Genomic DNA, 22,014 nt, shown 5'->3' on the forward strand with positions numbered 1-22,014 from the left:
TCAATCCGTACCCAATCTCGCGAAGGCGTCGGTGATCGCCGCTTCACCCAACCGGGCAAGGCAGGTGGCGGCGGTTTCGTTGCCGCGCCTGGCACTGCCTGCCAGCGCGGCGACGCGGCCAATGCCGCGCGCGGCTTCATATCGCGGGCTGTATCGGGGCGGAAGAGCTTTCGCCGTCCCGTCCACGACAAGTCCGGCTCCGTTTTCGCCGCCGACCAGGGTGAGCGCTGCCGTCGCGGGATGCGCGCAGCCCTTGGCGCAACCGGAAACATGCAGGGTGAACGAGCCGTCGAGCAAGCCGGCATGGCTGGACGCAACCGTTTCGGCGATTTCGCGTGTCGCGATCCGGCCGGAGGCGCAGGCAGGCTCGCCGGGGCAGGCTGCTATATGCAGACGCGGATCGCCGGTTTCTGTCACGAAGCCGAGCCCATGGGCGGCCTGCTGCAAATCGAAACAGTCTTGTTCGCCTGGTATCAGGAACAGCAGGGTGCGCCGCGGTGCCGGGCGGATTTCGTCGGCGCCGCGTGCGTGTGCTTCCAGGCAGAGTTGTGCGATCCTTTCCGCAGGCATCGAACCGAAGGGCAGGGCGATGCCGACGGCGTGGGTATCGTCGGCCAGGGCAAGGATTCCGATGAGAGCAGAATCGCCTCGACGGCTTTGCTGATGTGTCGGTGCAGTGCCGTCGGCGGGCAAAGATGTGGCGCTCAAGTCGCGTGCGCGTCCCTCATGCCCGATCGCCGCAATGGCCTGGAGGATCGCTAGAACTCTATCGCATACGTCTGATTCATCCAGCAAAGCCAGCGGCCGCGCGGTGGCCGCGGTGCCGCCAATGGCTAGATGCCATCTCATGTTGCCGATGCCCCTGGCCGCGACGAGCCGGATGTCGGCCAGGATCGCATCCAGGCTGATGGCGCCGCCACCGTCGACGACGATGGAGACCTTCGGTCCGAGCCTGCCTGCCAGGTCCGTTTTTGCGATCGCCTGGCGGATCACTTCAGCCAGCGGGCGCGGATCGGCAATTTCCTGCGCATCCAAACCGGCCAGCGGGCCGGTTTCGACAGGAACGCCAGTTCGCACAGCGATGCCCAAGGCGTTTACTTCCGCGGCCAGCTGGCCGGCGCTTGCAAGGGTCAGGCCGCGGATCTGGATCGAACCTCGGGCAGTGACTTCCATGATGCCGTTGCCGTGCCGTGCGGCGGATTCCGTGAGTCCGATCAAGGCCTTGGGAGAAAGTCCTCCAGCAACCGGGTTGAGGCGCACCAAAAGCCCGTCGCCGGTCTGCATTGGCGTCGACAAGGCGGGGCAGGCACCGCGGCGCTGGAAGGCATTCATTCCGCCGCCTCCGCTCCCTTTGGTTCATGGCCTTGGGCTTCAGCGATCAAAGCAGCAAGGTCGTCGTCGACCGAGTTGCGCAGTGGGTGCCACAGGCCACGCCGCCTGGCCGACTGGAAGCGCTCGGCGATGAATTTGGCAGCCCGAGGGTTCTCGGCCAGCAGAAATGCCCGTACCACCTCATCGCCGAGGTAGGCATCGTGCACGGCACCGATCAGATTGCCGGCAATGGCATGGGTGGTCTCGGCGAAGCCGATCAGGCGATCGACCGTCTCGGCGAATTCCGACGCACCGCGCGGGCCGTGCCGCATCTGGCCCTCGATGAAGCGGCGGTTGATGGCGCGGGCCCGCACCACGCGTGTCACCGCTTCCGATACCGAGCGTGGCCTGGGTTTTGCGGGATCGGTCGTGTCGAGAACGATGACGTCCGCGCTTTTGCCCAGCGCGGCAAGCGCCGCGGAGAAGCCGCCAATGAAAGCGACGTCGGCCGAACCCTCGAGGATGTCGCGACCCGGATCGTCGCCCGTGTGGACAAGCAGATCAGCCTCGGCGATGCGCCCCGCAAAGGCGCCGGGAGCGGCGGAGCCTTCACCTTCAGCTCCGCCATAGGCATGCGAGGCGGCTTCGAGATAGGCGCGACCAAGTTCCTCTCGACGATCCCATTCGCCGCTGGCAAGCATCGCCTCCAGCCCGGCGCCATAGGTTCCCGGCGAGGAGCCGAAAATGCGCGGTTCGACCCGGCCTGCTGCACGCGTTGCCGCCGCAAGCGGGTTTTCGCTGTCGTCCTCGTCACGCTGGGCGACTGCGCGTGCCGCCGCATCGATCAGGGCGATCTGGGTGGGGAACATGTCGCGAAACAGGCCCGATATGCGCCAGGTGACATCGACACGCGGCCGCCCAAGCGTGGCTGGCGGCAGCACTTCGATACCTGTGACGCGACCAGTGGCGGCATCCCATTGCGGCCGGCAACCCATCAGCGCGAGCCCCTGCGCGATTTCCTCGCCGCCGGTGCGCAAGGATGCGGAGCCCCAGAGGTCGATGACCAGGGCCCGCGGCCAGTCGCCATGACCTTGCATGTAGCTGACCACGATTTCGTCGGCTGCCGCCTTGCCGAGATCGAAGGCGGTCGGCGTTGGCATGGTACGCGGATCGGCGGTGAACAGGTTGCGCCCGGTCGGCAGGACATCGCTGCGGCCACGAGCGGGCGCGCCCGCTGGGCCCGCAGTGACGTGGCGGCCATTGAGCGCCGCGAGCAACGCCGTCTTTTCGTTGGCCGCGCTTTGCAGGCGCAGCGGATCTGCTTCGCCCACCGGAGCACGACCATAAACGTGCAGGCCGTCCTTGACCGCGAAATCCTTGAGATCGCACAGCCAGGCATCGATGCGGCGCAGCGCTTCGTCGGGCGCATCGGTTTTGGCGACGCCGGCTTCCGAGGCAAGGCCGGTTTTAGCCGCGGTTTCGACAATCAGCCTGGCCAGCCGGTCGCGCCGGCGGCGGTCGAGCCCGTCGGCCTGCGCGTATTCATCTACGAGACGTTCCAGTTCCTGCTGGTGGTCGTCCAGGCCTGCGCCGGTCAATGGGGGTGGCAGATGACCGAGTGTGACCGCCGCGATGCGACGCTTGGCCTGCGCCGCCTCGCCTGGGTTGGAGACGATGAAAGGATAGATCACCGGCAACGCGCCGGTGACGATTTCAGGGAAACAGTTCGAGCCCAGGGCAACCGTCTTGCCGGGCAGCCATTCCAGCGTGCCATGTGCGCCGACATGGATGATCGCGTGCACGCCAAGCGATTTCTGCAACCACAGGCCGAAGGCGACCAGTTCGTGGCGCGGTGGCAGCGTCGGGTCGTGATAGTCGGCGCGCCGGTCGGCGGAGCGGCCACGATCCGGAGCCAGGGCTACGGTAACGTTGCCGAAGCTGGCGGCGCGGAAAGGAAAATCGGTTGACGAAGCTTTGCCCCATGCATCGACCACCGCCTGGCGCGCGTCGATCGGCAGGTTTTCGGAGAGCGTTGCGTAGTCCTCGGCATCAAGATGTTCGCCACCTTGTTCCAGGAGGTCGAGCAAAGCGCGCGCGGATTCAGGAATCTTCTCAACCGTGTAACCGTCTTCCTTAAGGTCGTGCAGCATGGAGAGCACGGAAGAGGGCACGTCGAGGCCAACAGCGTATCCGGTGCGTCCGGGCGCGCTGGGATAATCGGGGATGAGGATGACGACGCGTCTCTCAGCGGGTTCCGCCTGCTGCAGCCGGATATGAGCCACAATGCGGTCGGCGACGCGCTCGACGCGATCGGGTTCAGGCCTGTTGGCGAAAGGTCGGAAGGCAAGCGCCGAATCGGTCGCAACTTCGGCCTTGAAGGAAACCGCGCCGGCGAGGATGCGGCCGTCCAGCTCCGGCAGCACCACATGCATGGCAAGATCGGCCGGTGCCAGGCCACGCTGGTTGGTCTCCCAGGCGTCGCGGCGTGTCGTGGCGACGATGACCTGGAACACCGGCACCCCGGCACGGTCGAACAAGGTTTCGGCTCCCGGTTCCGCGCCGGAAGCGAATGCGGTGGCGGTGACGATGGCTGCCGGGTTCAGAGCGCCGAGTGTCTTTTCCACGAAACCCAGCGAGGCCTGGTTCTTCAGACTGGGCACGAAGATGGGTACGGCCGTGATACCGCGCACCTCCAGAGCTCCGGCCAGGGCATCGATGGGGGCGGCATCGGCCGCGAGCAGCATCGAACGATAGAAGAGGATGGGGACGGCCGGTTTGCCGGCGAAGATGGGAGGAAGCGCGTCCACGACCCCAACGCCGGGTTGATAGAAACCTGCCTTGGGCAGTTCGACAGGCGGGAGAACAGCGCGATCGTGGCCGCAAAGCCCAGCCAGTCGGCTGACCAGCGCAGACATGTTGGCCGGTCCACCCTGGCGGAAATAGGCAAGCAGGGCTTCCAGTTCGTCCGCGGGCAGGGTGGAAGCTTCGGTGAGGCGCGGATCCTCGTCGTGGGATTCGCCGGGCAGCAGCGCCAGCTTGATGCCCCTGGCGCGGGCTGTTGCCGCAAGCTGGTCGCAGCCGTAGCGCCACCAGTCGTAGCCGCCCAGGATACGCACCAGGATCACCTTGGCGTGCTGCGCAACGCTGTCGATCCACAGATCGACGGACATCGGGTGGCGAAGGTCGCGCAATGCCGCCAGCCGCATCGAGGGCAGGGCGGCGACATCCGCCTGCCAGCCGGACGCCAATCCGGCCAGATCGCTGTCGGTGAAAGACAGCGCCACCATCTCCGCCGGCTGCTGGCGCAGGTCTACCGGCTCGGCGATATCGTCGAGCGAGGCGGAGGTGGTGGTCAGGATATGCAAGGTTTATCCCACCAGGATCTTCTCGATGGCCGGGCGGTCGAGACCCTTGAGGCCAATCACCACCAGCCGCGAGCGACGGTCGTCGTCTGCCGTCCAGGCGCGATCATAGTAGTGGTTCACACGCGGTCCAACCGCCTGCAGCAGGAGCCGCATCGGCTTGGCATCGACTTCGACGAACCCCTTCACGCGCAGCACATTCTCCTTGTCCGCGGCTTCCGCGACACGGCGAGCGAGATCATCCGGGTTGGCAACTGCAGGAATCTCGACGACGAAGGTGTCGAAGTCGTCATGCTCATGGTCGCCCATGCCGTCATGGTGGCTCTTGCGGTTTTCGATATCGTCCTCGACGGCAAGACCGAGACCGAGCAACACGGACGGATCGACCTTGCCCTGTGCGGTCGGCACCACCTTGACCGCGCGGCCAACATGCTCGCTGAGAACGGCATTGGCGCGGGCAGCACCGGCCGCATCCAGCAGGTCGTTCTTGGAGAGGATGATCAGGTCGGCGCAGGCGACCTGATCTTCAAACACCTCCTCGACCGGATCGTCGTGGTCGAGTGAATCGTCGGCGGCACGCTGCGCGGCGAGCGCGTCCATGTCCGAGGCGACGCGACCTTCAGCCAGAGCCGGGCCGTCGACCACGGCGACAACGCCGTCGACGGTCACGCGGTTTTTCACAGTCGGCCACTGGAAGGCCTGCACCAGTGGCTTCGGCAGCGCGAGGCCGGACGTCTCGATCAGGATGTGGTCGACTTTCGGCGTGCGCGCCAGGATCTGGTCGAGCGCCGGTACGAAATCGTCGGCGACCGTGCAGCAGATGCAGCCATTGGCGAGTTCGACGATGTTCTCCTCCGGGCAGCTTTCAACGCCGCAGCCCTTGAGGATCTCGCCGTCGACGCCGACGTCACCGAATTCGTTGACGATGAGGGCCAGCCGCTTGCCCTTTGCGTTCTCGAGGATGTTGCGGATCAGCGTCGTTTTGCCGGCGCCGAGGAAGCCGGTGACGACGGTGCAAGGCACGCGGGAAACGGAAGCGGTCATATCTGGTCCTTCAACACAGCGAGGGGAGGGATACGCGCGACGAGGCCGCGCTTGAGGGAATCGGGACGGCCACGCCATGGGATGAGGCCATCCTGCGACGTTGCGAAAAGCTCTGCGCCAGTCACGAGGTCGGAACCTGATTCAACCGTCAGGTCGCCGAAGACGTAGCTCCAGCAATCGTTGCGCAGCAGTGCTGCCGAGAGGCGGCGCTTGCAGTTACCCAGGCATTCGACCGAGCGCACTTGAATGGTCTGGTTGCCCAGGGCGGCAGTCCTCGTGGCTTCGGCCAGCATCGTGCCGGCACGAGGATGGGCATCCGAACCGCTCTCGTCCCGACAGGACGAGCAGACGATGATGGTGACGGGGGCGGTTTCGACATCCGCCGTCACACTCGTCGTCCCGGCCGAGAAACTATCGCTGCGATCCAAATCAGGCTCCTTGCCCGGGACACCCGCCAGGCGTTGGGATTCTTGGTTTGACGGCAGGTCTCCTGGCTTGCGGGTCGCTGCCTCGGTGCCGCCTTCCCGGGAAATCCCAGTGGCTATCGGCCTTGGCTCGTCGCTCACAGTTGCGGGGACAGCCGCGGACTTGAAGCTTTGCCTCGCACCGCATTCCCTCTTCGCTCCTCCCGGTGAAGGGAGGAGACCGTCTTTGCCGGATTTAGGCTTGGGCAGGTGGCGCTGTCAACGCGCCGCAACGGCGGATCGCGTCGCAAGCGTGATGGTGCGGTTGGGCCACCGAGCCGACATCATGCCACGACGCAATCACGTTCCCGACTTTGAATGTGCAGATTGGCTGCCAGGAAGTCGATGAAAAGCCGTGTCTTTGCGAGTGGCAGGCGAGCTGCTGGCCAGACGATGTGGACTGGAATCGCGGGCTGTTCGAAGCCCTCCAGAATCACCTCGACGGTGTTGATGTCGACGAGATCCTGGATTTGCCAGAGTGGCACGCGGCCGATGCCGAGGCCAATGGCAACCGCCGCGTGGCTGGCGGCCGCGTTGTCGAGATGCAGCCGTCCGCCAACTTTCACGCTCAATGGCTTGCCGCCTTCCTGGAATTGCCAGGCGCCGGCATCACGATCGGTGTTGCGGAAGATACATTGATGTTCGGTGAGTTCGCGTGGGTGGCGTGGCCGTCCGTGTTTGCCGAAATAGGATGGCGCGCCGAAGACGACCCGGCGCATGACGCCGAGCCGGCGCGCCTTCAAGTCGGAATCCGCCAGTTCGCCAATGCGGATGGCAAGGTCGAGCCCTTCCTGGGCCAGGTCGACGAAGTGGTTCGACAGGCTGAGTTCTACTTCGAGCTTAGGGTGCATTTCCATGAAACGTGCGACGATGGGGATGAGATAACTAGGCCCCAGCAGTTCCGGTCCGCCAATCCTGAGCAGTCCGGTTGGCTCTGCGCTGCAGTTGCCAGCTTGTATCCTGGCTTCGACAATTTCCAGAAGCGCCGGTTTCACCCGCTGGTAGAAGTCATATCCCGCCTCGGTGGGCTGTGCCTTGTGGGTCGTGCGGTGCACGAGTTCGACGCCCACACTTCCTTCAAGGGCTGCCAGTGAACGGCTGACCGCCTGGAGAGAACGGCCGAGATGACGGGCAGCTGCCGACAGGTTGCCGCGTTCGACGATCGCCAGGAACGCCTCGACATCACCAAACCGATCCATAATGGTTCTCCGATTTTCGAGAGACCATATCACGAATTGACCATCTACCAATCGGCTGTCGAGAGATCGATGTTCCGACAAGTGGTTCCAACATGTCAGGAAAGCCGATGTCTGATCCGAACAGGAAAACCGTACTCGTGGTGGGCGCTTCCGGCCGCAGCGGTGGCTATGTCGCAGCGGAACTTGCCCGGCGCGGTGTCATCGTGCGGGCGCTGGTGCGCAACAAGGTCGCCGCGCGCGCGGCACGCGACAATGGCGCGTTGGAAATCGTGGATGGCGATCTGCGCGATGCCGAAAGTCTCGACGGCGCGCTCAAGGGGGTTCATGGGGTCTATCATGTCGGCCCGCCCTTTGTTGCGGACGAACCGGCACTCGGCATTGCCATGGTTGATGCGGCGAAACGCGCGGGAATTGGCAAGTTCGTGTTTTCGTCCGTCATCCATCCAGCTAACGGACTGGCCAATCATGCCAGCAAACTGCCGGTGGAGGAGGCGCTGCTGCGTTCCAATCTGGACTACACAATCCTGTACCCGGCGACGCTGTTCCAGAACATTGCCCCGGCATGGCAGGCCGTGGTTCGTGATGGTGTCTTCGCGGAACCCTTTTCGAACACGGCGCGGCTGGCGCGTGTCGATTACCGCGACGTCGCTGAAGTGGTGGCCAAGGCGTTGACAGGCGATCAGCTTGCCTATGGCTCTTTCGAGCTTGCAGCCGATGGGATGCACAACCGCATCGAGATCGCCGCCTTGATGGGCGCCTTGCTTGGACGCGCGATCGAACCGGTGGAACTCAGCTTCGAGGCATGGGCGGCAGCCGCCAAACCGCCTTTCGAAGGCGAGGCGCTGGCTCAACTGGCACGCGTATTTGAATCCTATACGGCGTTCGGCTCTGCCGGAAACAGCCTGACTCTGCGCGCCATTCTCGGACGCGAGCCCAGTACGCTGAGGCAATATTTCGAAGAACTCGGGGCTATCAATCCGGACGCTCTCCTGCGGGCCTGATACAGATTGTGCGAGCTCGTGACCTGCTCCACCTAAGGACTAGGGTGTCGCCAGACCAACTGAAGGATCCGGTCGACGGTCTTTTCGACCGGTGCGCTGGAATCAATCTCGTGGTCGGCCGACTCCCGAAGCAGCGGTTCGATCATTGCGATCAATTCGCCAATCCTGCGTCGTTCCTCATCGACATGACCGTATCTGCCCGGCGCTCGCGCGGACACGCGTTGCATAACCGTATCGATCGGCACAGAGAGCAGGATGATCGTGTCGATCAGCGGGAAAAGCTCGTCCATGTTCTCGGCACAGCCGCTGATGAAGAGTGCCTCGTCACGTGGTTGGGAAAGCAGCACGCGAACCTTGTCGAGCTGCCACACCCAATCCTTGCCGTCTCCGGGCGTCAGTGTGTCGCCAGGAGCGGCTTCGATCCAGTGTGACCACTCCGGCGTATCAAGGTCGTAGGCGGCATGGCCACGTGCAGCCAGTTCCCGGATCGTGGCCGATTTGCCGGTTCCGGACATGCCGGTGATCAAGACGCGTGTCATGCGGGTGCTCGAACGGCTGGCGGTTCAGAGATGAAGTGCGAGACGCTTGCGCATATAGACCGTGGTGCCTTCCATGTATGGCTCCCGTTCGGTGATGACGTAACCCAGGCGCTCATAGAGTGCGATGTTGGCTTCGAACGCGGCGTTGGTCAGCAGCCGGGTTTCGTTGTGGCCTGCCTGGCGAGCCATTTCTTCGGCATGATGGAGCAGCACTTTGCCGAGCCCTTTTCCTTGCTGAGCCGGCAAGACACAGACGTTCTCGATCCAGAGATGATCGTTTTCCTGGACGGTCTCTATCAAGCCGGCGATCTCGATGCCCAGGTAGAGCAGCGTGAACTGGTGCTTTTGCAGGGCCTCGTCATAGTCGGCTTTCATCGGACTCGGTTCGCGGCCGATCACCGGGATCCATTTCGAGTAGGCCGCGCGCACGATGTCGCGGACCAAAGCCACGTCTGCCGGAGTTGCAGCTCGAAATTGCGCAGCAGGTTCGTGCGGCATGGGGCAGTCTTTCGGTTGGCCGTTGGGCATTCGAAGATTCGGAGACGTGACGAGAGTGACACTGCCTCGCTGCTGGTCGCCAGCCGCCAGACAGAAATTTTGTCTGGCCATGTCGGAATGCGAAACGCTGCTTCGTCTTATTGTCAGCGTTACCGAAAACGCATGAGACAACCAACGGAGACCCCTATGTTCCGCGCATTGCTAGTTGCCGCTGCCTTTGTTCTCGCCAGTCCCGCCTTTGCCGGGACCGAACCCACCGGCGATCGTGTCGAGGTCAACGGTATGCAGATGTATTACGAAGTATCGGGCGCGGGCGAACCGCTGGTCGTCCTGCACGGCGCCTACATGAACATCCCCTCGATGGGCGAGATCATCCCGATGCTGGCCAAGACCCACAAGGTCTATGCGCTGGAGTTCCAGGGACATGGCCGCACAACCGACATCGACCGGCCGATCACCTATCCCAATCTCGCCGACGATGTCGCCGGTTTCATGGACAAGGTGGGGCTCAAGAAGGCGGATGTCTTCGGCTACTCGATGGGCGCGGCAGCAGGCCTGCAACTCGCCATCCGCCATCCTGAAAAGGTCAACAGGCTGGTTGCCGCATCCGTCGCCTATGATGCCAAGGGCTGGCAGCCCGAATTCACCGCCTTCGTCCCGCAGATGAACGTCGAGATGTTCGTCAACATGCCTTTCGCCGCCGAATACAAGAAGCTTGCCGCCAATCCGGACGGGTTCCCCGCTCTGGTTGCCAAGCTGATCCAGCTCGAAAAGGAGCCGATGGCGTGGGAGGCCGACGTGAAGGCGCTGAAGATGCCGGTGCTGGTCATCAGCGGTGACGCGGATGTGGCTACGCTCGAACACTCGGTTGCGCTGTTCCGGCTGCTTGGCGGCGGCGCCATGGGCGACATGGGCAAGCCGCTTGCCGCTTCGCGTCTTGCCGTCATGCCGGCAACGTCGCACACGGCAGTCATTACCCAGCCGGCGCTGCTCTCCGCCTTCACCGAACCCTTCCTGAAGGGCGAGACACCCAAGGGCATGTTCCAGTAGGCCGGATAGAGTGTGGCAGATGAGGAGGCGCTGCGGCGCCTCCTTTGCTTATTGTCAGGCCGCCCTTGCGGTCATGGCAATATCGGCGAGCGCCGGGCCGAGATCGCCAGCAGGCGTTATCTCGATACGTTCAAGGCCAAGCCAGTCTTGCATCAGCTTCAGTTCTTCGAACAGTTGGGCCGCGGTTTCCGGTGGCGCGCTGGGTTCGGCATAGGCCGCATGGACCCGCAGCACGCTGGCAGGCCGGTCGGCCTTGAGGTCGATGCGGGCAACGATCTTCTCGTCATAGAGGAAGGGGAGCACGTAATAGCCGTACTGCCGCTTGTCGGCCGGCGTGTAGATCTCGATGCGATAGCGGAAGTCGAACAGGTTCTCGGCGCGGCTGCGCTCGAACACCAGCGGATCGAAAGGGGCGAGCAGGGCGCGCGCTTCGACCTTGCGCGGCTGGCGCGCGTCCTTGTGCAGATAGGCCGGCTTGTCCCATCCCTCGACGCGAACCGGGATCAGTTCGCCGTCCTCGACCAGTTCTTCAAGCCGCCCCTTGGTGTCGTGCGGTGCGAGCCGGAAGTAGTCACGGAGACAGGAATACGTCGCCACACCATGTGCACGCGCCGACAGGCGCAGCAGTTCGCGATGCGCGTCCTCGGGAGAGGGGACAGGCATGTCACGCACGGCCTGTGGCAGCACGCGCTCAGACAGGTCGTAGAGGCGTTCGAAGCCGCGGCGCGAATGCGTGGTGATGCGCCCGGCCCAGAACAACCATTCGAATGCGTGCTTGGCGGCGCTCCAGCCCCACCAGCCACCATTGCCTTTGTGGCCCTCGATCTCGGAAGCGGCGATGGGACCACGGGCTTCGACCTCGCGGTAGATCTCCTCGATCATCGACGTGTTCTGGCAGCCCCATTTGGCGAGGCCCAGATACATTTCCTCACCGCGCCCGGCGCGTTCCATGCGCCAGCGCATCAGGGGATAGGTCTCGACCGGCAGCAACGAAGCCTCATGCGCCCAGTACTCGAACAACTGGCGCTTGCGGCCCGGCGCCATCGCCTCGTCGAGCATGGACATCGGGTAGGGGCCGAGACGCGAATAGAGCGGCATGTAATGCGCGCGCACCACCGCGCTGACGGAATCGATCTGTAAAAGGCCGGTGCGCGAAAGCACGCGGCCGAGGTGACGGCGGTCGGGTGTGCCAACTGGTCGCGGGTCGGCGAAGCCTTGTGCTGCAAGTGCGATGCGACGGGCTGTTCTGAGCGAGATCCTGTCTTTCATCCTGACGACATTTTGACTGTTGGAGTGAGCCGGAGCTGCCGGCGATTCCACCCATGCTAGCAGGGTTTGGCCGCCGATCCTGTCAGGAGAGAAAAGTGGAGTAAAAAGTGAAGGAAATCAAACGGGAGCCGATCGGACCAGTTTTGCTGGAAGAGGCGTCCACAGTCGCATTTTGAACAAGGTTTGACTTGCTTCGCCGAATGCGCTGCGCTAACCGTCGCCGCATTGCAGCATGGGCCCGTAAATCGGTTCAGCGGTTGAACCCACGTGCTTCCGCGCCAGGGTCATGTGCTGTATCAGGTGGATCAGCCACCAATGGAAAGTCGCAGCATGAACGCACTCCTCAGTTCGTATCTGCCCATCGTCCTCTTCATCGGTGTGGCGCTGGTCGTCGGCCTTGCCCTTATCGTGGCGCCATTCCTGGTCGCCTACCGCAATCCGGACCCGGAAAAGCTGTCGGCCTACGAGTGTGGTTTCAACTCCTTCGACGATGCCCGCATGAAATTCGACATCCGCTTCTACCTGGTGTCGATCCTCTTCATCATCTTCGATCTGGAAGTGGCCTTCCTGTTCCCGTGGGCGGTTTCTTTCGGCCAGATCGGCATGCTCGGCTTCTGGTCGATGATGGTGTTCCTCGGCGTGCTGACCATCGGCTTTGCCTATGAATGGAAAAAAGGAGCGCTGGAATGGGATTGAATGACAGTTCCGGCACGCTCGTCGCGCCGAAGCCGAAAGGCATTCTCGATCCGAACACCGGCAAGCCGATCGGTTCGGACGATCCGTTCTTCCTGGACATCAACAACGAGCTTGCCGACAAGGGCTTCCTCGTCACCTCGAGCGAGGCGCTGATCACCTGGGCGCGCACCGGCTCGCTGATGTACATGACCTTCGGCCTGGCCTGCTGCGCGGTGGAGATGATCCATAGCGCCATGCCGCGCTACGACAGCGAACGCTTCGGCATTGCGCCGCGCGCTTCGCCGCGCCAGTCGGACGTGATGATCGTCGCCGGCACGCTGACCAACAAGATGGCACCTGCACTGCGCAAGGTCTATGACCAGATGCCGGAGCCGCGCTACGTCATCTCGATGGGCTCATGTGCCAATGGCGGCGGCTACTATCATTATTCCTATTCGGTGGTGCGCGGTTGCGATCGCGTCGTGCCGGTCGACATCTATGTGCCCGGCTGCCCGCCCACTGCTGAAGCGCTGCTCTACGGCCTGCTTCTTCTGCAGAAGAAGATCCGCCGCACCGGCACGATCGAACGGTAAGCGATCATGAGTGAAGCCCTCAACGACCTTGCAGCGCATATCAAGGACAAGCTCGGCGCCACGGTGATCGACAGCGTTCTTGCCTATGGCGAGTTGACTGTGCTGGTCGATGCCGCCGACGTCGTCAAGGCGGCAACCTTCCTGCGCGACGATGCCAAGTGCCAGTTCATTTCGATCATCGACGTTTCCGGCGCCGACTATCCGTCGCGGGCTTTGCGTTTCGATGTGGTCTATCACCTGTTGTCGCCAAAGCAGAATCTGCGCATCCGCCTCAAGGCCCATGCCGACGAGGAGACTGTGGTTCCGTCCGTGACCACTGTCTGGCCGGGTGCCGACTGGTTCGAGCGCGAGACCTACGATCTCTATGGTGTGCTTTTCTCCGGCCATCCGGACCTGCGCCGCATCCTGACCGACTATGGTTTCGACGGTCATCCGCTGCGCAAGGACTTCCCGCTCACCGGCTTCGTCGAGGTTCGTTACGATGACGAGGCCAAGCGCGTGATCTACGAGCCGGTGGAGCTGAAGCAGGAATTCCGCAGTTTTGATTTTCTCTCGCCCTGGGAAGGCACGGAATACGTGCTGCCAGGGGATGAAAAGGCGAAGCAATGACCGGCGGCAAAGCGGCTGGCGGCTCGATCTTGCGCAAGGTGCTGTGGCTGGTTCTGGCCGGCGCCACCGCGTATGTCGTGGCTCAGCTCGTGAAGGCGCTCTAGGCAGCAAGGTCTGTGAAAACAAATGGCTGAGACCTCAGTTCGCAACTTCAATATCAACTTCGGCCCGCAGCATCCGGCCGCGCACGGCGTTCTGCGTCTCGTGCTGGAGCTGGATGGCGAGGTGGTTGATCGCGTTGATCCGCATATCGGCCTGCTGCACCGCGGCACCGAGAAGCTGATCGAGCACAAGACCTATCTGCAGGCAGTGCCTTATCTCGACCGGCTCGACTATTGCGCGCCGATGAACCAGGAGCATGCTTTCGCCCTGGCCGCGGAAAAGCTGCTTGGCATCGAGGTGCCGAAGCGCGGTCAGCTGATCCGCGTGCTTTATTCCGAGATCGGCCGCATCATGTCGCACATCCTCAATGTGACGACACAGGCCATGGACGTTGGCGCGCTGACCCCACCGCTGTGGGGGTTCATCGAGCGCGAAAAGCTGATGGTGTTCTACGAGCGGGCTTCCGGCTCGCGCATGCATGCCGCCTATTTCCGTCCGGGCGGCGTGCATCAGGATCTGCCGAAGCAGCTGATCGAGGACATCGGCAGGTGGATCGATCCGTTCCTGAAGTCGATCGACGATCTCGACGCCCTGCTCACCCCCAACCGTATCTTCAAGCAGCGCAACGCCGACATCGGCGTCGTCTCGCTGGCCGATGCCTGGGCCTGGGGTTTCTCAGGCGTGATGGTGCGTGGTTCGGGCGCTGCATGGGACCTGCGCAAGTCGCAGCCCTATGAGTGCTATTCCGAGCTGGAATTCGACATTCCGATCGGCAAGAACGGCGACTGCTACGATCGTTATCTCATCCGCATGGAAGAGATGCGCCAGTCGGCCCGCATCATGCGCCAGTGCGTTAATCTCCTGCTTGGCAAGGAGAGCGCTGGGCCGGTGTCGAACATCGACGGCAAGGTGGTGCCGCCGAAGCGTGGCGAGATGAAGCGTTCCATGGAAGCGCTCATCCATCACTTCAAGCTTTACACCGAAGGGTATCGCGTGCCGGCCGGCGAGGTCTACGCGGCCGTCGAAGCCCCGAAGGGCGAATTCGGCGTCTTCCTGGTCTCGGACGGTACCAACAAGCCTTATCGCTGCAAGCTGCGCGCGCCTGGTTTCGCGCACCTGCAGGCCATGGATTTCCTGTGCCGCGGTCACATGCTGGCCGACGTCACCGCCATCCTCGGCTCCCTCGACATCGTGTTCGGAGAGGTTGACCGCTAAATGTCAGTCCGTCGTCTCGCAGATGCAAGCGTCCAGCCAGCTTCCTTCGCCTTCAACAAGGCGAATGCGGCGTCGGCCAGGAAATGGATCGCCAAATATCCGAAGGGCCGTGAACAGTCGGCCATCATCCCGCTTTTGATGCTGGCGCAGGAGCAAGAGGGCTGGGTCACCAAGGCGGCGATCGAGTCGATCTGCGAAATGCTTGGCATGCCCTATATCCGTGGGCTGGAAGTCGCCACCTTCTATACGCAGTACCAGTTGAAGCCGGTCGGCACCCGCGCCCACGTCCAGGTGTGCGGCACCACGCCCTGCATGCTGCGTGGCTCCGAAGAGCTGATGGATGTCTGCCGCTCCAAGATCCACCACGACCAGTTCCATACCAATGCTGACGGTACGCTGTCATGGGAGGAGGTCGAGTGCCTCGGCGCCTGCGTGAACGCGCCGATGGTCATGATCTTCAAGGACACCTACGAGGATCTGACTCCCGAGCGGCTTGCCGAGATCATCGACGATTTCGAGGCGGGCAAAGGACATTCCGTGCCGGTGGGCCCGCAGAATGGCCGATATTTCTCAGCGCCGATCAGCGGCTTCTCCTCGCTTGCCGACGAGAAGGCGATCCTCAAGAGCACGCGCGACAAGGCTAGCAAGGCTGCCGCCAGAACCACCAAGGAAGCGCCCGCCGTTGTCGCCGAACCGGCCAAGGCCGCAGCTGTGCCACCCTCCAACGCTGCCAAGCCGAAGACCGATGCCGTTGAAACCAGTCCAGCGGTGAAGACGCCATCCAAGGTCAAGGCCGCTCCGGCCGCTGAAAACGCAGCAAGCGTCAAGGCTCCTAAGGCAAAGGCTGAAGCCAAGCCAGCCGCGGTGAAGGCTGAGATCGCCGCTGCGCCGAAGAAGGCGCCGGCAAAGAAGGAGGCGGCCCCAGCCAAGCCCTCGCTCGAAGACAACAACCGGCCGAAGGGTATCTCGAAGCCGGCCGCCGTCGATGATCTCGAACTGATCTCCGGCGTAGGCCCCAAGATCGCGGCCACGTTGCATGAACTCGGTATCTTCACCTATGCCCAGGTGGCGTCGTGGAAGAAAGCCGAGCGCGAGTGGGTTGACGGCTATCTTTCCTTCCACGGCCGCATCGAGCGCGAGGACTGGGTAAAACAGGCCAAGGCGCTCGCCAAGGGTGGCGTCGAGGAATACATCCGCGTGTTCGGCAAGAAACCGGTCTGAGGGACGAAAAATGCTTCAGGACAAGGACCGCATCTTCACCAATATCTACGGCCGCTTCGACCAGTCGCTGCAAGGCGCCATGGCGCGCGGGCAGTGGGATGGCACCAAAGCCATCATCGACAAAGGCCGTGACTGGATCATCAACGAGATGAAGGCGTCCGGCTTGCGTGGCCGCGGCGGCGCGGGCTTCCCGACGGGCCTCAAGTGGTCCTTCATGCCCAAGCAGAGCGACGGCCGCCCGAGCTACCTCGTCGTCAATGCCGATGAATCGGAACCGGGAACCTGCAAGGATCGCGATATCCTGCGCCATGACCCTCACACGCTGGTCGAGGGTTGCCTGCTCGCGGGCTTCGCCATGGGGGCCGTCGCTGCCTACATCTATGTCCGCGGCGAGTTCATTCGTGAGCGCGAGGCGCTGCAGCGGGCCATCGATGAAGCTTATGAAGCCAAGCTGATCGGCAAGGGCAACAAAAACGGCTACGATTTCGACATCTATGTCCATCACGGCGCAGGCGCTTATATCTGCGGCGAAGAAACCGCGCTGCTGGAGAGCCTCGAAGGCAAGAAGGGCCAGCCACGCCTGAAGCCGCCGTTCCCGGCCAATGTCGGCCTTTATGGCTGCCCGACCACGGTCAACAATGTCGAGTCGATCGCCGTGGCTCCGACGATCCTGCGCCGCGGCGCGGCGTGGTTCTCGTCGATCGGTCGTCCGAACAATGTCGGCACCAAGCTGTTCATGCTGGTGGGGCACGTGAACACGCCCTGCACGGTCGAAGAGGCCATGGGCATCACCTTCCGCGAACTCGTCGAGAAGCACGGCGGCGGCATCCGCGGCGGCTGGGACAACCTGCTCGCCGTCATCCCTGGGGGGGCTTCCTGCCCGGTCGTGAAGGCTGAGGATATCATCGACTGCCCGATGGATTTCGATGGCCTGCGCGAGAAGAAATCCTCGTTTGGCACGGCTGCCGTCATCGTCATGGACAAGTCGACGGATATCGTGAAGGCGATCGCCCGGCTCGCCTATTTCTTCAAGCATGAGAGCTGCGGCCAGTGCACGCCGTGCCGTGAAGGCACCGGCTGGATGTGGCGCGTGATGGAACGGCTGGTGCGAGGCGAGGCGCAGAAGCGCGAGATCGACATGCTGCTCGACGTCACGAAGCAGATCGAAGGTCACACGATCTGCGCGCTGGGCGACGCGGCTGCTTGGCCCATCCAGGGTCTGATCCGCAACTTCCGCCCGGAGATCGAGCGCCGCATCGATGAGTTCACCCGCAACGCACACCGTGCCGAGCCGGTGCTGGTGGCGGCTGAGTAAGGATAAGGCAAAAAACGGAAACCGGGACAAACCCGGGTTTCAAGGAAACGGCTGAAAGCAGGGCATCAGGAACGAAACGGCTTAGGAGTGAGCCAATGTCGATGTTTCCCATACCCGACACAGTGCCTGACAGGAACGAATTCGAGAAGATGACCCAGGATTTGACCAGGATGATGCCGCAGGAGATGGCCAATGCCGTCAACCTGTTCGCGCATCCGGTTGCAGGCGCCGCCGCTTTCTCGGCACTCGGCTTCGGTTTGGCCAGCCACGCCTTCGGCGTCTGGGTCGGCGCGCTGACCGGTGCCGCCGAAATGTCGCAGCGCCTGATGCAGCCGGTTCTGGACGATTTCCCTGGTTCCGCGACGAGTTTCGCGGACCGCGACGAAACACCCGCCGCCAAGGCTCCGGCAGCGCGGGCACGCGTTGCAACAAAAAAGCTGATCGCCGAGGTGCAGTCCGTGGCCGAGAAGATCGCGGAACCGGTCGTTGAGACGATGGAAGAAATCCAGTCCACCGAGACCGCCACGATTGAAGTGCCTGCAGTCGCCGTGACTGCCCTGATGCCGGAAGATTTCCGCAAGCCCGCAAGCATCGACAAACCTGCCGCTCCGGACGACCTCAAGGCGATCACCGGTGTCGGCCCGAAGCTTGAAAAGGTCCTGAACGACCTCGGTGTCTGGACCTATTCGCAGGTCGCTGCCTGGACGCCTGCCGAGGTTGCCTGGGTGGACGACTATCTGGGCTTCAAGGGCCGCGTCGAACGCGACGGCTGGCTGAGACAAGCGGCGGCTTTGACCGCCAAGACGAAAAACTGAGCGAAGGAAAGGCGACGGCGATGCAGGTCCACGACACGCGCGATGTGCTCGCCGTTCGCAACGCATACGAAGCGGCTCAGGCCGCCAGGAGCAATTGATGGCAAAGCTCAAGGTCGACGGGAAAGAGATCGAGGTACCCGACCACTACACGCTGTTGCAGGCGGCGGAAGCGGCGGGCGCCGAAGTGCCGCGCTTCTGCTTCCACGAGCGGCTGTCGATTGCCGGCAATTGCCGTATGTGCCTGGTCGAGGTGAAGGGTGGCCCGCCCAAGCCCCAGGCCTCCTGCGCCATGGGCGTGCGCGATCTGCGCCCCGGCCCGAACGGTGAACCGCCGGAAATGCTGACCAACTCCCCGATGGTCAAGAAGGCGCGCGAAGGCGTGATGGAGTTCCTGCTCATCAACCATCCGCTCGACTGCCCGATTTGCGATCAGGGCGGCGAGTGCGACCTGCAGGATCAGGCGATGGCCTTCGGCGTCGACTCCTCGCGCTTCCACGAGAACAAGCGTGCGGTCGAGGACAAGTATATCGGCCCGTTGGTGAAGACGGTGATGAACCGCTGCATCCACTGCACGCGTTGCGTCCGTTTCACGACCGAAGTAGCAGGCATTTCCGAGCTCGGGCTGATCGGTCGTGGCGAGGACGCCGAGATCACCACCTATCTCGAGCAGGCGATGACGTCGGAACTGCAAGGCAACGTCGTCGATCTCTGCCCGGTCGGTGCGCTGACCTCGAAGCCTTTCGCCTTCACGGCGCGTCCGTGGGAACTGACCAAGACTGAATCGATCGATGTCATGGACGCGGTCGGTTCGGCGATCCGCGTGGACTCCAGAGGCCGCGAAGTCATGCGCGTCCTGCCACGCGTCAACGAAGCGGTGAACGAGGAGTGGATCTCCGACAAGACCCGCTACATCTGGGACGGCCTGCGCACGCAGCGCCTCGACCGGCCTTATGTGCGCAAGAATGGCAAGCTGGCTCCGGCTACCTGGGCGGAAGCCTTCGAAGCCGTGAAGGGTGCGGTCGGCAAGGCGGCGCCAGAGAAGATCGGCGCCATCGCCGGTGATCTCGCCGCTGTCGAAGAAATGTATGCGCTGAAGCTGCTGGCGCAGTCGCTCGGCTCGACCAGCATCGACTGCCGCCAGGATGGCGCAGCGCTCGATCCGTCGCTCGGTCGTGCCAGCTACATCTTCAACCCGACCATCGAAGGCATTGAGCAGGCCGACGCCGTATTGATCGTTGGCGCGAATCCTCGTTTCGAGGCATCGGTGCTCAATGCCCGCATCCGCAAGCGCTGGCGCGTCGGCAATCTGCCGGTCGCCGTGATCGGCGAGGTCGGCGACACTCGCTATGATTATGAGGCGCTCGGCGCCGGCCCCGAAACGCTGAAGGACCTTGCCGAAGGCAACGGCAAGTTCTTCCAGACGCTGAAGAAGGCCGAACATCCGCTGATCATCGTCGGCCAGGGCGCGCTGTCGCGTTCGGACGGCGCCGCCGTGCTCGGCCAGGTCGCCAAGCTTGCCCAGGCGGTCGGCGCGGTGAAGGACGGCTGGAACGGCTTCGCGGTATTGCATACCGCCGCTGCCCGCGTCGGCGGCCTCGACATCGGTTTCGTGCCGGGTGAGGGCGGCAAGGACACTGCCGGCATCCTGAGCGACAGCGAAGTGCTGTTCCTGCTCGGCGCCGATGAACTCGACATGGCCAGGGCATCCGGCTTCGTCGTCTATATCGGCACGCATGGCGATGCCGGCGCGCACCGCGCCGATGTCATCCTGCCGGCTGCGGCCTATACGGAAAAATCAGCCACCTATGTAAACACCGAAGGCCGCGTGCAGCAGACCAACCGTGCCGGCTTCGCTCCGGGCGATGCCCGCGAGGACTGGGCGATCCTGCGGGCGCTGTCGGATGTGCTGGGCAAGAAACTGCCCTTCGATTCGCTGGCCCAGTTGCGGCAGAAGCTCTACGGCGAGTACCCGCATCTTGCCCGCATCGATCAGATCGCGGCAGGCGAGGCCGGTGATGTCGCCCAGGCGGCGAAGCTCGGTGGACGCCTCACCAAGACGGCCTTCACGTCTGCGGTGACGGACTTCTATTTGACGAACCCGATCGCGCGCGCTTCCGCGGTGATGGCCGAATGCTCGGCGCTCGCGAAGAACGGCTTCAGGCAGGCAGCGGAATAAACCATGGACAGCTTCTTCTCCTTCTACGTGCTGCCAGCGCTGATCATTCTGCTGAAGTCGTTCGCGCTGATCGTGCCGCTGCTCGTCATCATCGCCTTCCTTCTCTATGCCGATCGCAAGGTCTGGGCGGCGGTCCAGCTGCGCCGCGGCCCGAACGTGGTTGGGCCCTTCGGCCTGCTGCAGTCCTTCGCCGATCTGCTGAAGTTCGTGTTCAAGGAGCCGGTCATTCCATCCGGCGCCAACAAGGGCGTGTTCCTGCTCGCCCCGCTGGTTTCGGCGGTGCTGGCGATCTCGGCCTGGGCCGTCATCCCGGTCAATGCCGGTTGGGCCATCGCCAACATCAATGTCGGCATTCTCTATGTCTTCGCCATCTCCTCGCTGGAAGTCTATGGCGTGATCATGGGCGGCTGGGCTTCGAATTCGAAATATCCATTCCTCGGCGCCTTGCGTTCGGCGGCGCAGATGGTGTCCTACGAAGTCTCGATCGGCTTCGTCATCGTCACCGTGCTGCTTTGCGTCGGTTCGCTGAACCTCACCGACATCGTGCTGTCGCAGCAGGACGGCCTGGGTACCAAGCTCGGCCTGCCCAACACCTTCCTCGACTGGCACTGGCTCAGCCTGTTCCCGATGTTCATCATCTTCTTCATCTCGGCCCTGGCCGAGACGAACAGGCCGCCCTTCGATCTGGTCGAGGCAGAATCCGAGCTCGTCGCCGGTCACATGGTCGAATATTCGTCGACGCCGTTCCTGCTGTTCTTCCTCGGGGAATATGTGGCGATCGTGCTGATGTGCGCGCTGTGCACCATCCTGTTCCTTGGTGGATGGCTGCCGCCGTTCGACTTCGCGCCCTTCACCTGGGTGCCGGGTGTGATCTGGTTCGTGCTCAAGGTCTGCCTGGTCTTCTTCTTCTTCTCGATAGTGAAGGCATTCGTGCCGCGTTACCGTTATGACCAGCTGATGCGGCTGGGCTGGAAAGTGTTCCTGCCGATCTCGCTGTTCATGGTCGTTGCGACCGCGGCATTCCTCAAGATTACGGGATGGGCATGATGGGTGCTCTCGCTCAAGCCGCCAAGGCGCTGCTGTTGAAAGACTTCGTCGGCGCGTTTTTCCTGTCGATGCGTCAGTTCGTGGCGCCGAAGGAAACGATCAACTACCCGTACGAGAAGGGGCCGCTCAGCCCGCGCTTTCGTGGTGAGCATGCATTGCGCCGTTATCCGAATGGCGAAGAGCGCTGCATCGCCTGCAAGCTCTGCGAAGCGATCTGCCCGGCGCAGGCCATCACCATCGAGGCTGGTCCGCGCCGTAACGATGGTACGCGCCGCACCGTTCGTTACGACATCGACATGGTGAAATGCATCTATTGCGGCTTCTGCCAGGAGGCCTGCCCGGTGGACGCGATCGTCGAAGGGCCGAATTTCGAATTCGCGACGGAGACGCGTGAAGAGCTCTACTACGACAAGGACAAGCTGCTGGCCAACGGCGATCGGTGGGAGCGCGAGATTGCGCGCAACATCTCTCTGGACGCGCCGTACCGGTGAGTTTTGAAAAGTGGACGT

20 protein-coding genes and 1 riboswitch are annotated in these 22,014 nt (G+C 63.0%); of the genes, 12 read left to right on the top strand and 8 right to left on the bottom strand.

Annotation, left to right across the window (positions count from 1 at the left end):
• The 5 genes from cobG to ACFWYE_RS00455 form a co-directional block, all read right to left on the bottom strand.
• Positions 1–1,332, bottom strand: a complete 1,332-nt coding sequence (gene cobG / locus ACFWYE_RS00435) for a precorrin-3B synthase (RefSeq protein ID WP_379108931.1) — start codon at positions 1,330–1,332, stop codon at positions 1–3.
• Positions 1,329–4,676: a cobaltochelatase subunit CobN gene (cobN, locus tag ACFWYE_RS00440; protein WP_379108933.1), complete on the bottom strand. Its 3,348-nt coding sequence runs from the start codon at positions 4,674–4,676 to the stop codon at positions 1,329–1,331. The genes cobG and cobN overlap by 4 nt, the downstream gene beginning before the upstream one ends.
• Before the next feature lie 3 nt (positions 4,677–4,679).
• Entirely contained in the window at positions 4,680–5,717 is a 1,038-nt protein-coding gene (cobW, locus tag ACFWYE_RS00445; RefSeq protein ID WP_379069603.1) for a cobalamin biosynthesis protein CobW, read from the bottom strand.
• Positions 5,714–6,145 (bottom strand): DUF1636 family protein, encoded by a 432-nt coding sequence (locus ACFWYE_RS00450; RefSeq protein ID WP_379108935.1) that lies wholly within the window; start codon positions 6,143–6,145, stop codon positions 5,714–5,716. Before ACFWYE_RS00450 ends, cobW begins: the two co-directional genes overlap by 4 nt.
• A 34-nt stretch (positions 6,146–6,179) precedes the next feature.
• A riboswitch (cobalamin riboswitch) is annotated at positions 6,180–6,382 on the bottom strand.
• Positions 6,383–6,465: 83 nt separating this feature from the next.
• Positions 6,466–7,380, bottom strand: coding sequence for a LysR family transcriptional regulator (locus ACFWYE_RS00455; RefSeq protein ID WP_379108937.1), 915 nt, complete (start codon positions 7,378–7,380; stop codon positions 6,466–6,468).
• Positions 7,381–7,487: 107 nt separating this feature from the next.
• Between ACFWYE_RS00455 and ACFWYE_RS00460 the strand changes: the two genes are divergently transcribed.
• Complete coding sequence (locus ACFWYE_RS00460; protein ID WP_379108939.1) at positions 7,488–8,381, top strand: NmrA family NAD(P)-binding protein; 894 nt, start codon at positions 7,488–7,490, stop codon at positions 8,379–8,381.
• Between the two features lie 32 nt (positions 8,382–8,413).
• On the opposite strand, the gene ACFWYE_RS00465 is transcribed toward ACFWYE_RS00460, so the two are convergent.
• Both ACFWYE_RS00465 and ACFWYE_RS00470 read right to left on the bottom strand, forming a co-directional pair.
• On the bottom strand, positions 8,414–8,920 hold the full coding sequence (locus ACFWYE_RS00465; protein ID WP_379108941.1) for a shikimate kinase: 507 nt from the start codon (positions 8,918–8,920) through the stop codon (positions 8,414–8,416).
• A gap of 24 nt (positions 8,921–8,944) precedes the next feature.
• Positions 8,945–9,418 (bottom strand): GNAT family N-acetyltransferase, encoded by a 474-nt coding sequence (locus tag ACFWYE_RS00470; RefSeq protein ID WP_379069616.1) that lies wholly within the window; start codon positions 9,416–9,418, stop codon positions 8,945–8,947.
• Positions 9,419–9,604: 186 nt separating this feature from the next.
• Here ACFWYE_RS00470 and ACFWYE_RS00475 point away from each other — a divergent pair, with 186 nt between their 5' ends.
• A complete protein-coding gene (locus tag ACFWYE_RS00475) occupies positions 9,605–10,468 on the top strand; it encodes an alpha/beta fold hydrolase (protein ID WP_379108943.1) in 864 nt (287 codons plus the stop codon).
• Between the two features lie 54 nt (positions 10,469–10,522).
• Here the strand turns inward: ACFWYE_RS00475 and ACFWYE_RS00480 are convergent, their stop codons facing one another.
• Positions 10,523–11,737, bottom strand: coding sequence for a winged helix-turn-helix domain-containing protein (locus ACFWYE_RS00480; protein ID WP_379108945.1), 1,215 nt, complete (start codon positions 11,735–11,737; stop codon positions 10,523–10,525).
• Positions 11,738–12,067: 330 nt separating this feature from the next.
• On the opposite strand from ACFWYE_RS00480, the gene ACFWYE_RS00485 reads away from it, so the two are divergent.
• The 10 genes from ACFWYE_RS00485 (at position 12,068) to nuoI (ending at position 21,996) form a co-directional block, all read left to right on the top strand.
• Positions 12,068–12,433 (top strand): NADH-quinone oxidoreductase subunit A, encoded by a 366-nt coding sequence (locus tag ACFWYE_RS00485; RefSeq protein WP_129414490.1) that lies wholly within the window; start codon positions 12,068–12,070, stop codon positions 12,431–12,433.
• Positions 12,424–13,005 carry an NADH-quinone oxidoreductase subunit B gene (locus ACFWYE_RS00490; RefSeq protein WP_326892764.1) on the top strand — a complete coding sequence of 194 codons (582 nt, stop codon included), beginning with the start codon at positions 12,424–12,426 and terminating at the stop codon, positions 13,003–13,005. The genes ACFWYE_RS00485 and ACFWYE_RS00490 overlap by 10 nt, the downstream gene beginning before the upstream one ends.
• Positions 13,006–13,011: 6 nt before the next feature.
• A complete protein-coding gene (locus ACFWYE_RS00495; protein ID WP_379069626.1) occupies positions 13,012–13,614 on the top strand; it encodes an NADH-quinone oxidoreductase subunit C in 603 nt (200 codons plus the stop codon).
• A gap of 126 nt (positions 13,615–13,740) precedes the next feature.
• On the top strand, positions 13,741–14,931 hold the full coding sequence (locus ACFWYE_RS00500) for an NADH-quinone oxidoreductase subunit D (RefSeq protein WP_379108947.1): 1,191 nt from the start codon (positions 13,741–13,743) through the stop codon (positions 14,929–14,931).
• Entirely contained in the window at positions 14,932–16,152 is a 1,221-nt protein-coding gene (locus tag ACFWYE_RS00505) for an NADH-quinone oxidoreductase subunit E (protein ID WP_379108949.1), read from the top strand.
• Between the two features lie 10 nt (positions 16,153–16,162).
• Positions 16,163–17,467, top strand: coding sequence for an NADH-quinone oxidoreductase subunit NuoF (nuoF, locus tag ACFWYE_RS00510; protein WP_144223072.1), 1,305 nt, complete (start codon positions 16,163–16,165; stop codon positions 17,465–17,467).
• Between the two features lie 95 nt (positions 17,468–17,562).
• Positions 17,563–18,282 carry an NADH-ubiquinone dehydrogenase gene (locus ACFWYE_RS00515; RefSeq protein WP_379108951.1) on the top strand — a complete coding sequence of 240 codons (720 nt, stop codon included), beginning with the start codon at positions 17,563–17,565 and terminating at the stop codon, positions 18,280–18,282.
• Positions 18,283–18,379: 97 nt separating this feature from the next.
• The gene (nuoG, locus tag ACFWYE_RS00520) at positions 18,380–20,458 is read left to right on the top strand and encodes an NADH-quinone oxidoreductase subunit NuoG (RefSeq protein WP_379069635.1); all 2,079 of its coding nucleotides are present in this window, start codon (positions 18,380–18,382) and stop codon (positions 20,456–20,458) included.
• A 3-nt stretch (positions 20,459–20,461) separates the two neighbouring features.
• On the top strand, positions 20,462–21,505 hold the full coding sequence (gene nuoH, locus ACFWYE_RS00525) for an NADH-quinone oxidoreductase subunit NuoH (protein WP_379069638.1): 1,044 nt from the start codon (positions 20,462–20,464) through the stop codon (positions 21,503–21,505).
• The gene (gene nuoI, locus ACFWYE_RS00530) at positions 21,505–21,996 is read left to right on the top strand and encodes an NADH-quinone oxidoreductase subunit NuoI (protein WP_379073000.1); all 492 of its coding nucleotides are present in this window, start codon (positions 21,505–21,507) and stop codon (positions 21,994–21,996) included. The genes nuoH and nuoI overlap by 1 nt, the downstream gene beginning before the upstream one ends.
• Positions 21,997–22,014: the final 18 nt, after the last annotated feature.

This window comes from Mesorhizobium sp. NPDC059025, from assembly GCF_042739655.1.
GTDB lineage: Bacteria > Pseudomonadota > Alphaproteobacteria > Rhizobiales > Rhizobiaceae > Mesorhizobium.

Bases quoted from the DNA above. Each gene is read 5' to 3' on its own strand.
- nuoI (WP_379073000.1), top strand. From the start codon at position 21,505: ATGGGTGCTCTCGCTCAAGCCGCCAAGGCGCTGCTGTTGAAAGACTTC.
- cobW (WP_379069603.1), bottom strand. From the start codon at position 5,717: ATGACCGCTTCCGTTTCCCGCGTGCCTTGCACCGTCGTCACCGGCTTC.
- ACFWYE_RS00490 (WP_326892764.1), top strand. From the start codon at position 12,424: ATGGGATTGAATGACAGTTCCGGCACGCTCGTCGCGCCGAAGCCGAAA.
- cobG (WP_379108931.1), bottom strand. From the start codon at position 1,332: ATGAATGCCTTCCAGCGCCGCGGTGCCTGCCCCGCCTTGTCGACGCCA.
- ACFWYE_RS00465 (WP_379108941.1), bottom strand. From the start codon at position 8,920: ATGACACGCGTCTTGATCACCGGCATGTCCGGAACCGGCAAATCGGCC.
- nuoF (WP_144223072.1), top strand. From the start codon at position 16,163: ATGCTTCAGGACAAGGACCGCATCTTCACCAATATCTACGGCCGCTTC.
- ACFWYE_RS00480 (WP_379108945.1), bottom strand. From the start codon at position 11,737: ATGAAAGACAGGATCTCGCTCAGAACAGCCCGTCGCATCGCACTTGCA.
- ACFWYE_RS00470 (WP_379069616.1), bottom strand. From the start codon at position 9,418: ATGCCGCACGAACCTGCTGCGCAATTTCGAGCTGCAACTCCGGCAGAC.
- ACFWYE_RS00460 (WP_379108939.1), top strand. From the start codon at position 7,488: ATGTCTGATCCGAACAGGAAAACCGTACTCGTGGTGGGCGCTTCCGGC.
- nuoH (WP_379069638.1), top strand. From the start codon at position 20,462: ATGGACAGCTTCTTCTCCTTCTACGTGCTGCCAGCGCTGATCATTCTG.
- ACFWYE_RS00505 (WP_379108949.1), top strand. From the start codon at position 14,932: ATGTCAGTCCGTCGTCTCGCAGATGCAAGCGTCCAGCCAGCTTCCTTC.
- nuoG (WP_379069635.1), top strand. From the start codon at position 18,380: ATGGCAAAGCTCAAGGTCGACGGGAAAGAGATCGAGGTACCCGACCAC.
- ACFWYE_RS00475 (WP_379108943.1), top strand. From the start codon at position 9,605: ATGTTCCGCGCATTGCTAGTTGCCGCTGCCTTTGTTCTCGCCAGTCCC.
- ACFWYE_RS00485 (WP_129414490.1), top strand. From the start codon at position 12,068: ATGAACGCACTCCTCAGTTCGTATCTGCCCATCGTCCTCTTCATCGGT.
- ACFWYE_RS00515 (WP_379108951.1), top strand. From the start codon at position 17,563: ATGTCGATGTTTCCCATACCCGACACAGTGCCTGACAGGAACGAATTC.
- ACFWYE_RS00500 (WP_379108947.1), top strand. From the start codon at position 13,741: ATGGCTGAGACCTCAGTTCGCAACTTCAATATCAACTTCGGCCCGCAG.
- ACFWYE_RS00495 (WP_379069626.1), top strand. From the start codon at position 13,012: ATGAGTGAAGCCCTCAACGACCTTGCAGCGCATATCAAGGACAAGCTC.
- ACFWYE_RS00455 (WP_379108937.1), bottom strand. From the start codon at position 7,380: ATGGATCGGTTTGGTGATGTCGAGGCGTTCCTGGCGATCGTCGAACGC.